We start from the raw sequence: 12753 nt of genomic DNA, 5'->3' as shown, positions 1-12753 counted from the left end.
GCTATTTATGCCAAAGTAACACTTCTTAACATGATGCTTTTCCTTGTATTCATTTTTAAAGTTTCAAACTAACGATCTGTATATCATTTGCTTTTAAAAGGTGATGAAGCTATCGTGATTTATTCATCCCCTGTGTGGTTGAAATAAATCATGATGGTTTCATTTCTTTCGATTTACTTTATACCGATTAATAAACCAATATGCTGCCAAGATGCGTGTTGCGGCATATGCCATGAATAGGAATCCTGGATTCACCAAGAATCTACGGAATGTCCAGTTTAAGGAATTGAAGTGTTTACTAAGCTAAACAAGGTGGCGGGCCGCACTTCTACTTAAGGCTGTAGGCATGGCATTTGATATAATAAACGAAAAAACGATGTATAAACACATGACACTCTTTGCAACGGCGGTAGTTGGAATACTATCGGTGTCTTGCGATCATAACGACGACAATGTACCGGATGGACCAGACCGTTTAGAGTTGGTGTTTGCCGATGACACTTATCAATTAACCGGTGTTGCTATCACCGCAGAAGGGCGTTTATTCACAAATTATCCCTTATGGTCGAGCACCTATCAATATGCCTTGGTGGAGAGCAAAGAGGGCAATCAGGTGAGTCCTTATCCAAACGAAAGCATGAACAGTTGGCAAAACGGGCAGCCGGGAATGGATAAATGGGTATGTGTCCAAGCCGTTTATTGCGACGACCAAAACTATCTGTGGATCGTCGATCCGGCCGCGCCAATGATGGAGACAGTTGTACCGGACGGTCCTAAACTGGTAAAAATCAATCCGCAGACCAACACAATCGAGAGAACTTTTTCATTGGATAGTATTACAAGTGATACCAGTTATGTAAACGACGTTCGCGTGGATACCGAACGAGGATTTGCCTATATGACCAATTCGAGTGAAGGAGGCATTCTGGTCATAGATATCAATAGTGGAGCGATGAAACAAGTGTTGCAAAACCATTATTCCGTTCGTTCGGATCCGAATTATACTTTTGTAGTTGATGGCAAGGAGCTAACCAAAGACGGAAAGCCGGTAAAGATGCACTCGGACGGTATTGCCTTGACGCCGGACGGTGAATGGCTTTATTATAAACCGCTGACGGACGACAAGTTATACCGGATTGCGACGGAACGTCTCAGAAACATGACCTTGGCGGAAAGTGATTTGGAAGCGGCTGTAGAAGACTTGGGGCACTTCACCACGACAGACGGAATGACATTCGATCAAAATGGGAATCTATATCTCGGCGATATCCAACAGTCGCGTATTATGCGCATATCGCCGACACACGAAATGACCGAAGTTATCCGCGATGAACGTTTGATCTGGCCAGATAGCTATGCAGTTTCCAAAGACGGATTTCTTTACATAAGTTGTTCGCAAATACAAAAGCAGCCCGACTATAACGAGGGAGTAAATAAACGGACTTCGCCCTACACGATTTACCGGATGAGACTTTAAGGCCAACGGTTATTCGCTTTTAATTGATCGGCAACTTCGATCTAGACGTCGAATAGTATTAAGGCTCCCTTTTCTTGTCGTAAAAATGGCAGCGTACTGCCGAAATTGCCGTCGGTATTGTATTCATAAGCTATCAGCACATCTAAGCTAATAAACCATACAACAAAAAGGCGCGCTGCAAGTTTCGCTATATGATTGCGTACATCTTCCGGCAAAGGTTGTTCTCAATTTTCAGCGGTCGCTCGATTGACTAATCAGTAAATTTGCACATCCTTGTATCGGATAAGCAGTTAAAACAGCGAATTTGATTTCAGAGAATTTTCGTCATCCAAGTCGTCTTTGCCTTTTGAGCTCTTCTCTTTTTGGGCTGGCTCCGAACGTTTCGGTGCTTGTCCTTTATTTTTTAAGTTCTCTTTACCAGCCTTCGCCTGTTCAGATACCTGCTTTTTGTTCCGTTCCATTCTTGTTTTTTAATATTACCTTAACGGTTAAATTCAAAAACACTGCCATAAATCCCTCCGCCGCTCTCAAATCGAATAATGGCCTGATTATTGTTGCAAGCTTGGCCTATCCAAACGCGCTATTAAGAGTTTATGAAGAAAAAAATTATTGTTTTAGAAGATGATCCGGCTATACGGGAAGTCATCGAATATATTTTAACTGAAGCGAAACTTAGCGTCGAAAGCTACGAACGGGCAGAAAGCTTTTGGAAAGCCATCCATGATGCCAATGCAGACCTGATCTTGCTGGATGTGATGTTACCGGACGGAAACGGAATAGACATTTGTAACCAGCTAAAGTCTCAAGAGACTACCTCCAACATACCCGTTATTATTATGTCCGCCCACTATAACCTGATCAACGACCATCCATGCTCGGCAGATGACTTCATCAGAAAGCCTTTTGATATACGCGACTTCGTAAAGCGAATTCAGACATATCTAGCTAAAGTGGAAGGCTAAGGCGTCGCGGTTACTAGGACGAGGAGTTGAAAGGAATAATGGAGATGCTACCGTTGCGCTCCAAAACAGCATATTTCACCTGATCTAACTGTTCCAGTCCGTGATTTAGACGAGCGGCCTCCATAATATCATCCTCTTCTACCCCCGCTTTTCTCATCCTTTCTTTCAGCGGCTTACCATGGTCGATCAATATCAACGGTGTGCCCTCCAGCAGCTTATCGAGCTTTTGAAAGCGACCTTTTAGCGTACCAAAAACCATGTCGACTCCGATCAATGCGGTAATCAGCATCAAACTGTTAGTCATTGAAAAGTCATCGCCTAAAAGCGCCTGTTGCGTTGCTTCGCCAATAATCAGCAATAAGACGAAATCGAAGGTGGTCGTCTCGGCCAAGCTGCGTTTGCCCAATACACGAAAGAGTACCAATAGAAAAAGGTAAATCGCAATGCCACGTATAATCGGATTCATAGAACTATGGATAAATAAAATGGCTCATTTCAAAATGCTGTTGATTTACCTTCCACGAGCCTTTAACACTGCCTGGCTTTTGTGCCTGTAAATAGAAGCGACAAAGCTTCTTCCCTTTCTTCTCGGCCCGGAACGTATAGATTACGTAATCACCGGAAATAACACTTTCATTTGGCTCCGGTACTATTCTTGCCACTTTGAAGCGATCAAGATACTGAAGCGGAACGGCCACCCGGATATCTCCTTGATCTGAAAGGCGAAAGGCGATATCCATCTCCTTTTGATACCTTAAGAAGTATTCATATTCAACGGAAACGCCCTCCTTTACGATTTTCCTTGCACTTAACAGGCCTTCTCCGAACAAGCCCAAGGCGGCCAAAATCATCAATATTAATATCAGAACGGCCCCTATTTTTTGTGTCTTCCATCCCCGTATATGTAGCTTCAGATCTTCCTCCAGTGTAAGCGAGTGGTCGACTTTTTCAACGGTATTGTCAGCTTGCATATTTCTGCGGCATATCTCTTCCCTTAACCATTTTATTGCTTCGCATTATGTGGGCTCCCTTCTTTACTTTTGGATGCATCCGGTTTTGACTGGCGAAATTCATCGCCCTCAATGCCGTTATCTAAGGTATAGGCCGCCGAAGCGCTATCCGAAGCTTGCTGCAACAAATCCTGCTCATGCGCATTCCCTTCCATTGGATCCTTTTCTATTTCCGAATAAGCATCTTGGTTCTCCGGTTTCTTCTCCATGTCTTTCTTCTGCTCCTGATTTTTCATCTTTATATAATTTGCTTTTTAAAGGTGATGAAGCCCTTCCTACCGCAGGCAGGTATCAGATTTATTCATCTCCTTGTGTGGCTGAAATAAATCATGATCGCTTCATCGCTACTGTTATTATTGATTCGTTATCAAAGACGCCCCACTCCTGATACTAGCTTCAGTAAGGAGGGCGTCAGCTCTTATAGAACAGCAGAAGGATGTATTTGTTCTTTGTTTTATTCGGCGTGCTTTTTGTGAAGCCACTTTAAGCGCCCCTCCTGCCCAGCTCGTGGAGATATTCCCACTATAACGACCGCACGCTCCACATAGCCAGTTACTACCATGGAGATAAACGCTAGCGTTCGGGCACATGCCGTCGGCATCTATTCTTTACTTTAGCAACAAAACGGCAAAACAAAAGCAGAAATAAACGGTTTTATACGTAAAACAAGGTTATGACTGAGAATAAAAAGCTACGGGAAGAGCAGGATAAAGCAGGCACTAATCCATACGAGGTGTTCGACTTCGATTTACTTTAGAACTAAGTTTAATCTCAGAACGGAAGAACTTGAAGCCGCAATTCATGAGTCGAAAACTAATAGCCCGGTTGAACTGGAGGAGTTTTTGGCAAAGAAATTCGGGCTTTCAGAAAATGGTGATTAATGAGATGAATACAGCCGTATTTTTTATTGGTTGTATCTGATAACTATACCCTATTACTCATTTAAAAAATATCGGTTATGAACACAGACAAAAAAAAGCATGACGCTGAGGCCGACGAAAAAAAACAAAAAGAAGAGAGCCGGAAGAAAGCCGATCAAGAGTTGGATGACGAGATTGAACAAACCTTTCCCGCCAGTGATCCTCCTTCTTATTCGCAGCCACACAACGATAAAAAGAAAAAATAGCATGAAAATTTAAGGATGAGCCACTATGAATAAGATCAGCTGGCTATTTGTGCGAGTACTTTTCTTTGCGTTCAGTTATTCCAAGGTATTTGCACAGGATAACCAACCTACGGATCAGGTTCCTTGGTACAAAAACAGCTTTTTCTACAACATCGAGGTAGGCACCTTCAAAGATAGTAATCAGGATGGTATAGGCGATTTTAGAGGGCTAATCAGTGAATTAGATTATTTGGATAGTCTCGGTATCGACGCTATCTGGCTAGCTCCTTTTTATCCTTCGCCCCGTAAAGACGATGGCTATGATGTGCTTGATTACTATGGGGTTGATGCCAAATATGGTACAGCAGCGGACGTTAAGGAGTTTTTTGAGCAGGCCCACCGTAGGGGAATAAAAATCATCACTGACGTCGTATTAAACCATACTTCCATCGAGCACCCTTGGTTTGAAGCCAGTAGAAGGGACGTAAAAAGCCCTTATCGGGATTGGTACGTCTGGCAGTCAGAAAGACCGAAGGACGCAGACAAAGGCATGGTGTTTCCCGGTGTCCAAAAGGAAACATGGACCTATGATTCTATCGCACAACAATATTACTTTCATCGATTTTACGTCTTTCAACCCGACCTGAATTATCGCAATACAGCCGTACAGCAAGAAGCCTTTAAGATTATGCGCTTTTGGCTTCGACAGGGAGTAGACGGTTATCGCTTAGACGCTGTTCCTTTCATCATCGATATTCCCGAGACTGGAAGCGAGAATCCCCAACGTATGATGGATTTGGTACCTCAGATGCGCAGCGTTATGGAGGAGGAAAAACCCGGCGCCCTGATGTTGGGCGAAGCGAACTTATCGCCCGAAGAAAACAAAGATTACTTCGGAGAAAATAATAGCGGCATGCAGATGATGTTTAACTTTTACGTAAATCAATATTTGTTTTACGCACTCGCATCTCAAAAGATTAAGTTACTTATTAAAGCCATCGAAGAAACGAAAGAAAAACCAGAGGCGGCGCAATGGGGGCATTTTTTAAGGAATCACGATGAGATCGACCTGGCGAGGCTCAAAGATAGACAACGAAGAGAAGTATATCAACGCTTCGGCCCTGACACCACAATGCAACTATACGACCGAGGCATTCGTCGGCGACTTGCACCGATGTTGCAAAACAATAAACAGATTCGATTTGCCTATCACTTACTGTTCTCACTGCCGGGCACGCCGGTGATCCGTTACGGTGAAGAAATCGGCATGGGCGACAATTTGGAATTAAAAGAGCGTTTGGCAGTTCGGACTCCGATGCAATGGTCTGCAGCGCCTCAAGGTGGTTTTACACAAGCGGCCAAGGCTTTCCGGCCGGTTATCGACAAAGGGCCTTATAGCTACAAAAACGTAAACGTCGCTTCACAACTAAAAGATCCTCACTCCTTATTAAATTTTATCAAAAGCACTGCGGCACTCCGAAAAGAGTATCCGGAAATCGGATTAGGAAAATTCGAGGTGCTAAAAACAAATTCTAAATATGTATTAGCAATACACTATCAATACAAAGACAAAAGCTTACTAAGCTTACACAATTTTTCCGACCGGCCACAGCGATTCAAAGTGAAAGGAGAGTTGCTAAAGGCTAAACAGCTTTTATCCGTTACAGACGGATCGACGGCTATACCACAAGATATAACGTTGGATGGTTATGGATTTGAATGGTATAAAACCTCTTCCGATTCGATAAAATAAAGCGATGTTGCACTTATCAAAAAATAAGATCTGTCGTTTTCTTGCGTCACTCCTGTACCTAAATCGAAACAATTGATCGGCTAGCTGGCGGTGTTCCTGCAGTCGCGATTAAGGTACCACCTTTGGCCGAAGTTTTGAATCTGTTCTTGTCAGTCAAGTAAAACAAGCGCAACAAAGATGCCATGAAAAAAGAAGAAATAAAGCTGACGGACATACAGCGCATTCTATTCGGAGAGACGCCGGGAGCTTTTATGGTAGAAGTATTTATTCGCACCATCATTGTCTATCTGGCCTTATTGGTCGCATTGAAATTGTTGGGAAAGCGTATGACTGGCCAGTTAACTATCACGGAGATGGCCGTGATGATTACACTGGGTGCTATTGTGTCGGTGCCCATGCAAATACCAGATCGAGGCATTCTACAAGGAATTATTATCCTTCTTTTGGCTGTTGCTTTTCTACGTGGACTTAATTACCTATCCTACAAAAAGCAAGCGGCTGAAACGCTGATACAAGGAAAAGCCGACCTACTGGTAAGCGACGGCGTGATCGATTTAGGAACGCTCGAAAAGCTCAACATCTCGAGACAGCAGTTGTATTCTAAACTTCGAAACAAAAAAATATTCAACTTAGGCCAAGTAGACCGCGTGTACTTAGAAGCCTGTGGTATCTTTAGCATTTATGAGCATCGCGGTAAAAGAGCGGGTCTATCGCTGTATCCGCTACGCGACCTGCGGTTATCCGATCAGCAATACCACGAAAGCAGCTTTGCTTGTTGCAGTTGTGGTAAGCTCAGCAGCACAGACGACCGATGTGAAAACTGTGATGGTACCGAATTTATAAAGGCAATTATTTAGACATGAAAAAAGAAGATATTCAATTGGGCGACTGGATGAGGGTGTTTATTGGAGAGGCTCCAGGCGTCTTCTTCATCGAAATTATTCTACGCACCATTGTTATTTATGCGGTATTGATGATTGCCTTTCGCCTAATCGGTAGCCGGATGGCCACTCAACTAAGCCGTACAGAACAAGCCTCGCTTGTGACCTTAGCCGCCGCAATCGGGGTTCCTATCCAGTCGCCGGAACGCGGTATACTTCCTGCAGTCATTATCGCCATTGTCGTCGTGTTCTTCGGTCGCCTAATTGCTAGAAAGGCAAGCCAGGATGAGAAATTCGAAAGTCTAAGCCAAGGGAATATCGCCACCTTAATAGAGAACGGTGTTTTATGTGTCAAGACCATAAAAAGAGCGACGTTAACGCGCGAGCGGATTTTTGCCGAACTTCGGTCAGAACAGATTGTCCATCTCGGTCAAGTAAAACGATTGTACATCGAACCTAACGGTAGCTTCACCCTAATTGAAAATGAGGGCGATGATCCGGGCCTATCCATTATCCCGGAAATCGACCTTGCTTTCTTAAATCGTTTTAAAGTAGCCACCAAACTGGTTTGTGCCAATTGCGGATTACAGAAAGGCGAGGACCAAGCTTGCAAAAATTGTGGGCACGCAAACTGGATCCAAGCCGTTTATCGGAGTGAAAAGGAAAAAAAACAAGGGGCCTAGCTTATATCCTAACTTTAAAAACGATTACAAAGTCGATACAGAATCAAGCTCAGGTTATCGACAGCACCAATTTTCGCAAAAATCTTACCCCTCGTATCGTCTATAGTCCTTTTTGTGCTCATGAGGCGTTTCGATATTTCCTTTGTCGTATAGCCTTCTATCAACAAATCGAGCACGTCATCTTCCTGCTTCGTTAATGAAACTTTCGGATTGAGATTTTCTATGTAACGTTCATACGCCGCCATGCGGTCGAACAGCAAAAGCGGCAAAGATGGATCTAGGAAAAATCCACTTCTTTTTATCACAGCCTCTACCTGCGGAAAATCGTCCAAACTGAAGGAACTTGAGAGGTAGCCATGCACGCCCATTTTCCGAAATAGGGTTGCACGCCGAAGGTCCGATGCCCGGTCGAATACAACCACTTTAAATCCCGCCTCGATAGCATGGGTTATAGAATGATGCCATTTTTGGTTTTCGTGTCGATCTACAAAACAAAGGATTACTTCAGCGCTTTCGGGTACGTCATCCCACTCCTGCCCTGTAAATATCACATTCAAATGCTGCCTTTCAAGCGTTCTTTTCACCCCTTCCCGTTGAATCGGGTTGTTATCTATTACAGCAATTTTCATGTTCTAAATTAACTAACAATTAAGTACTGTCTTAACAACAAAAAATTGCACACTAAGTTTCTTATCGTGAAAGATTGTAAACAGCGATGTTCAGGATCGTTTCGCCGTTACTAAAAGAGGTATTGCCGTATGGTTGCAAGAAAATGGTCGATATCAAAAGGTTTCTCAATGAAATCGCGCGCGCACTCTTCCGCTTGCACTAAACTACGCCTTCCATGTGCAGACATCAGTACAACAGGAATGTCTCTAGTGTCTAGATCCTTATAAAGCTCTCGGCATAGTTCCATTCCGTCGCCATCCGGCAGCATGATATCCAAAAGAATCAGGTTCGGTTTGGCGGTTTGGATGCGCCTCCTAAACTCTCTCACATTTGCACAGCTTTGCACATCAAACTGTTCGGTAGTTAATAAATATTCCACTAGCTCCCTGATATCCCTATCATCTTCCACAACGATTATTCGCTTCATGTATGTAATGCTGATTAGTATCTCTTCGACTTTCTTTTCATGACGAGCAGTTCGTAGCACGTCCGGTTAGATAGTACCGCAAACGTTGCTCGCCTACAGTATCAAAAAAACAAGAAAGAAGAGCGATTGTTTTAGCTCGCAGGAAAAAATATTTAGCCACAAGCAATGATTATCGGTTAGCGACAAAAACACCTACCAATCTATATAGGTCGGTTAAATCGAAAGGTTTAGCAAGGCAAGCGTCAAACGGGAACTGTTCACATCGTTCGATAAGTTCCTTTTCACAGCTGAGAGCAATAATGGGAATGTCCGGATACAATGCTCGGATTCGGCTCACCAGAAGATTGCAGGCTTTTCCTCCTAATTTGTATTCCAGCAAGATCGCTTGCGGTCGCTGTTGGACGAGGGCCGACCACACTTCTTCATAATCCGTACAAGCAACTGTACGGTAATCTTCCATTACCAGCGCTTCCTGCAATACAAACAACACATCAGGGTCGCTATCTTGAATTAGTATGTGGTTCATACCGTAAGCTTATCTTTGTTAAACCATGGCTATCGAACCAATATTTCCGGCGCGCACAACTGGTCATACTGGATATAGACTGCTACCCCTTTCAGCAGCCATCGTTCAAGACAGCGTGTTCGGTCGGATCTTTCGTGTTGTCTCGAGATCCCCGTTGCCTTGACCACTTAGCTAACAAACATAAACGGTTTTTGTTATTTCACCATTGCTTATAGACCCTTTGCATGGCTTTAGTCCATAAAGCGGCTATCCCGCCTTCACCAATTGGTACTGGTATTTTCTTCCATATTTGTCAGCACGTATAAAACCATTCTTCAACAAGTAATTGAGCCGCACAGCCAAAGCGTTCTCTAACTTGTATTTGTCCCGATCAGGTTGTGCCTGATGAATCTCATTTAATATCGCATCTCTGTCGCCCGTCTCCAAACGGGTTAACGCATAGGCGATCTTTCTATCTAGTTTACCAAAAGGATCAAAGGTTTCAACCGGTGTCAAGACACCTCTTTTCCACTTGGCAGGAGATAAAACGGGTCGCTCTGCAACGCTGTCGGGCATATAAGGCGCTTCGACGGATTGGGGTGCCGACATTCGTGTCTCTATTAGCTCGATGGTGCGTTCTATCGCGTCAATTTCAATACGCGTGTTTTCGGCGAGGTCTTTTAAAAAAGCAATTGCGTGCTTATCTAGCATCGTGTTTTTTGACATAAGCTATTTTAGGTTGAGTTTACATAATCAAATGTAAGCACTTCAATAAAAAAAATTAAGAAAACACAACAAGTTTGTAAAAAAAACGTATAAACAGTACCCGCAATTACATAGCGCCGCCTTTTCCTGTGTAATTTAGTGTCATATTTTTAACAACGCCTATTTAAGTCGCTTAGATAAGACCAAAAATTTATTAGATTGCAAGCAAAAGTAGTCCATCAAGTGTTTTTATATTACCTAAAAATAGTATGCATATGAGTGAATGGAAATTGAAAAAGTCTTGGCGTCACATCAAGAGCAAAATAAAAACCAAATGGGGTCAACTCACCGATGATGACCTCCGTTACGAAGAAGGTAAAGAGATTGAGCTCGTCCGTCGTTTAGAGCAAAAAACAGGAAAGAGTAGGGAGGATATTGTTGACTACTTAAATCACCTATCCTTCACGTCCGATCTCAAGTTAAGAACCTAGTATTAAGCCCTTATGGGCCTAAAAAAAATAGCATAACCGTCTTGCCAACCGGAGCGCGGATCCCGCGCTCCGGTCAAGGCGTTGCTTTTCCTTTATGCTCCCAATGATCTTTCAGCAGATTTCCTTGGTCATCAAATTTGAGCCGCCTGGCATAACGTTCCCCACGTATATTTCCGTTCGCGTCTTTTTGGCCCATAAAAAGTAAAATTGGGCGGCCTTCCTCGTCGGTTTTAATCGCCAGATCATAGCGTTGAAATTTCATCTCTACCAGCGATGAAGCTTCGTATTTTTTATTGAGCAGTTTTAAAATTGGTTCCTTTAATGACATAGACATTTAATTATAGATCGGTTATCCGACCTTGTTTTTATTCCTTTTATGAATTACTTCATGCAGTCCTTTTACATCGGCTTCCCATTTTGGGAGGAGCATAACCATCATCGTTTCTTCTATAAGATCTAAAGAGGTAAGCACTATAGCGATATAAAATAAGGGCAAAGAGGGTGATGGCAGAAAAAAAGACGGTATTAAGAAGAGCGCTTGGGAAACAGCAGCCACCTTGGCCAAATAGGTATGGAAACTAGTAAATTTCCCGTAGCGTACCAACGCGCATGTTATCTGAATTAAAAAAAGAATTAACAGAAGCAGTACCCAGCGATACTCTTGGTAAATGAACGCTTGGTGATAGAAAAATAGACCCACAATAGCTACCAGGACGGTTAAATCATCGGCGAGCGAATCCATCTTGGCTCCCATCACGCTAGCCACCTTATATTTTCTCGCTAGAAAGCCATCGATGGCATCGGTAAAAAAGCTGAAAGCAAGCAACCATTTAAACCAATTGATATGCTCTGAAAAGATCAAAAACAACAAAAAAGGGGCTGCTATTAAACGATAAAGTGTAATGCCGTTAATCCAGTAATAGCTTTTTTTACGCATACCATAATTCGTTCGAATTCAAAAAAAGACGGCCCAAGTTTTTACCTAGGCCGCCTCGAAATTACTTAAATCCCTTCGCTGGCATTATCCAGAGCAGGTACAATGGGTCTATTCTCAAACTTATTAAAAGCCACCCCTTTTAAATATTTCTATAATCAGAACAAGCCTATTTAGTTTTTGTTTCGAAATTGTTATCTTTTTGTATTCTGCTATTCCGCTTCTTTTTCAAACTAGGTGGTCCCGGTCGTTATACGACAAGCCGTTTATATTGATGGCGAAAACGACCATATTACACCATAAAACGTTCCTCTGCGTGCTTAGTCAACACCTCCAGACTATCGCCGACCTCAATGGTTCCATTGCCTTGATGAACTAAATTTTGACCAAACAAGATCTTTTTATTTTTCGAGCGGTAAGATGCCAAAGTCTTTAGGGGTTCTTTTGATTTCTCTCCGCTTTGCTGATCGATGGTGGTCATTACGCAGCGGGCACATAGCTTCACCCCGTAGAAGTCTATCTTATCGCCAATTCGTATATGGTTCATCCGGTCCTCTTCAAAAGGCTCCGCGCCTGTAAATACGATATTAGGTCTGAAGCGATTCATGGGTAAAGGCGTTTCCAAGCGGCGATTCAAATCGTCTAAAGAGGCTTGGCCAATTAACAGGAACGGATAGGCATCCGAAAAAGAAGTGATTGCACCTTTGGCTGCGTAGCGTTGATCTACTTGCCGTTCCGTACTATCAGGCATGTAAACCAATCGACAATTCATCCCCAATGCCTCGCTAAACCAGGCATCGAAATCACTTCCCATCAACACCGCCGTGCAGCAATCTTCCCATATACGCACTTCTTCTGCATCCGAATAGGCGGATTCAAAAGGTATGCGGATAGTTCCCATTTCGGGGTGCACGACCGACAACCCGTCTGCACCGATCAGCACGGTTAATAACGCCATTTGTGGATATTCACGTTGTGTCAGAAAGCGGTTTTGCGAATCAATTAACATCCAACGCCGATCGTACTGGAGGCCTCTGTCGGTTACATGCGCCTGCCTAAGCGAAACACCTCCTAAGGATTTTATGGGATAAACAAATAGTTCACTAATGGTAAGCATCGTTTATATCTATAGTAAAAAAGCAAACACCATC

General features: G+C 43.2%; 18 protein-coding genes and 1 riboswitch. Of the genes, 7 read left to right on the top strand and 11 right to left on the bottom strand.

What is annotated here, in order from left to right:
- Positions 1-376 precede the first annotated feature (376 nt).
- Entirely contained in the window at positions 377-1477 is a 1101-nt protein-coding gene (locus EPX21_RS22035) for an L-dopachrome tautomerase-related protein (RefSeq protein ID WP_206106131.1), read from the top strand.
- A 290-nt stretch (positions 1478-1767) separates the two neighbouring features.
- Here EPX21_RS22035 and EPX21_RS22845 read toward each other — a convergent pair whose 3' ends face one another.
- Positions 1768-1938: a hypothetical protein gene (locus tag EPX21_RS22845; protein ID WP_166670852.1), complete on the bottom strand. Its 171-nt coding sequence runs from the start codon at positions 1936-1938 to the stop codon at positions 1768-1770.
- 132 nt (positions 1939-2070) lie between these two features.
- On the opposite strand from EPX21_RS22845, the gene EPX21_RS22030 reads away from it, so the two are divergent.
- On the top strand, positions 2071-2439 hold the full coding sequence (locus tag EPX21_RS22030) for a response regulator transcription factor (RefSeq protein WP_134092043.1): 369 nt from the start codon (positions 2071-2073) through the stop codon (positions 2437-2439).
- Positions 2440-2452: 13 nt separating this feature from the next.
- On the opposite strand, the gene EPX21_RS22025 is transcribed toward EPX21_RS22030, so the two are convergent.
- Genes EPX21_RS22025 through EPX21_RS22015 form a run of 3 tightly spaced genes read right to left on the bottom strand, consistent with a single transcriptional unit; the run spans position 2453 to position 3685 of the window.
- The gene (locus tag EPX21_RS22025; protein WP_134092042.1) at positions 2453-2905 is read right to left on the bottom strand and encodes a DUF421 domain-containing protein; all 453 of its coding nucleotides are present in this window, start codon (positions 2903-2905) and stop codon (positions 2453-2455) included.
- Positions 2906-2909: 4 nt separating this feature from the next.
- Positions 2910-3410 (bottom strand): hypothetical protein, encoded by a 501-nt coding sequence (locus tag EPX21_RS22020; RefSeq protein ID WP_134092040.1) that lies wholly within the window; start codon positions 3408-3410, stop codon positions 2910-2912.
- A 32-nt stretch (positions 3411-3442) separates the two neighbouring features.
- Positions 3443-3685: a hypothetical protein gene (locus EPX21_RS22015; protein ID WP_134092038.1), complete on the bottom strand. Its 243-nt coding sequence runs from the start codon at positions 3683-3685 to the stop codon at positions 3443-3445.
- A gap of 722 nt (positions 3686-4407) precedes the next feature.
- Between EPX21_RS22015 and EPX21_RS22840 the strand changes: the two genes are divergently transcribed.
- The 4 genes from EPX21_RS22840 to EPX21_RS22000 all read left to right on the top strand — a co-directional run bounded on the left by EPX21_RS22840 (position 4408) and on the right by EPX21_RS22000 (position 7871).
- Positions 4408-4575: a hypothetical protein gene (locus EPX21_RS22840; protein WP_166670851.1), complete on the top strand. Its 168-nt coding sequence runs from the start codon at positions 4408-4410 to the stop codon at positions 4573-4575.
- A 25-nt stretch (positions 4576-4600) separates the two neighbouring features.
- Entirely contained in the window at positions 4601-6307 is a 1707-nt protein-coding gene (locus EPX21_RS22010; protein WP_134092036.1) for an alpha-amylase family protein, read from the top strand.
- Between the two features lie 182 nt (positions 6308-6489).
- Entirely contained in the window at positions 6490-7164 is a 675-nt protein-coding gene (locus EPX21_RS22005; RefSeq protein ID WP_134092034.1) for a DUF421 domain-containing protein, read from the top strand.
- Positions 7165-7166: 2 nt separating this feature from the next.
- Positions 7167-7871 carry a DUF421 domain-containing protein gene (locus EPX21_RS22000; RefSeq protein ID WP_134092032.1) on the top strand — a complete coding sequence of 235 codons (705 nt, stop codon included), beginning with the start codon at positions 7167-7169 and terminating at the stop codon, positions 7869-7871.
- A gap of 14 nt (positions 7872-7885) precedes the next feature.
- Here the strand turns inward: EPX21_RS22000 and EPX21_RS21995 are convergent, their stop codons facing one another.
- The 4 genes from EPX21_RS21995 to EPX21_RS21980 all read right to left on the bottom strand — a co-directional run bounded on the left by EPX21_RS21995 (position 7886) and on the right by EPX21_RS21980 (position 10183).
- On the bottom strand, positions 7886-8500 hold the full coding sequence (locus EPX21_RS21995) for a LuxR C-terminal-related transcriptional regulator (RefSeq protein WP_134092030.1): 615 nt from the start codon (positions 8498-8500) through the stop codon (positions 7886-7888).
- A gap of 110 nt (positions 8501-8610) precedes the next feature.
- The gene (locus tag EPX21_RS21990) at positions 8611-8967 is read right to left on the bottom strand and encodes a response regulator transcription factor (RefSeq protein WP_134092029.1); all 357 of its coding nucleotides are present in this window, start codon (positions 8965-8967) and stop codon (positions 8611-8613) included.
- A 169-nt stretch (positions 8968-9136) separates the two neighbouring features.
- Positions 9137-9493 carry a response regulator gene (locus EPX21_RS21985; RefSeq protein WP_134092027.1) on the bottom strand — a complete coding sequence of 119 codons (357 nt, stop codon included), beginning with the start codon at positions 9491-9493 and terminating at the stop codon, positions 9137-9139.
- A 246-nt stretch (positions 9494-9739) separates the two neighbouring features.
- Positions 9740-10183, bottom strand: a complete 444-nt coding sequence (locus EPX21_RS21980) for a soluble adenylyl cyclase-like protein (RefSeq protein ID WP_166670850.1) — start codon at positions 10181-10183, stop codon at positions 9740-9742.
- Positions 10184-10452: 269 nt separating this feature from the next.
- On the opposite strand from EPX21_RS21980, the gene EPX21_RS21975 reads away from it, so the two are divergent.
- Positions 10453-10668 carry a CsbD family protein gene (locus EPX21_RS21975; RefSeq protein WP_134092024.1) on the top strand — a complete coding sequence of 72 codons (216 nt, stop codon included), beginning with the start codon at positions 10453-10455 and terminating at the stop codon, positions 10666-10668.
- 73 nt (positions 10669-10741) lie between these two features.
- Here the strand turns inward: EPX21_RS21975 and EPX21_RS21970 are convergent, their stop codons facing one another.
- From EPX21_RS21970 to EPX21_RS21960, 3 genes are all read right to left on the bottom strand, one after another.
- Complete coding sequence (locus tag EPX21_RS21970) at positions 10742-10996, bottom strand: hypothetical protein (protein WP_134092022.1); 255 nt, start codon at positions 10994-10996, stop codon at positions 10742-10744.
- A 21-nt stretch (positions 10997-11017) separates the two neighbouring features.
- The gene (locus EPX21_RS21965) at positions 11018-11605 is read right to left on the bottom strand and encodes a CDP-alcohol phosphatidyltransferase family protein (protein ID WP_134092021.1); all 588 of its coding nucleotides are present in this window, start codon (positions 11603-11605) and stop codon (positions 11018-11020) included.
- 53 nt (positions 11606-11658) lie between these two features.
- Positions 11659-11753: riboswitch (TPP riboswitch) on the bottom strand.
- Between the two features lie 141 nt (positions 11754-11894).
- Positions 11895-12719 (bottom strand): MOSC domain-containing protein, encoded by an 825-nt coding sequence (locus tag EPX21_RS21960; RefSeq protein ID WP_134092019.1) that lies wholly within the window; start codon positions 12717-12719, stop codon positions 11895-11897.
- Positions 12720-12753: the final 34 nt, after the last annotated feature.

The sequence above is a fragment of the Olivibacter sp. XZL3 genome (assembly GCF_004368405.1).
Lineage (GTDB): Bacteria > Bacteroidota > Bacteroidia > Sphingobacteriales > Sphingobacteriaceae > Olivibacter.
Note: the sequence above shows the minus strand (reverse complement) of the source record. Positions and strands in the feature narration are given on the sequence as shown.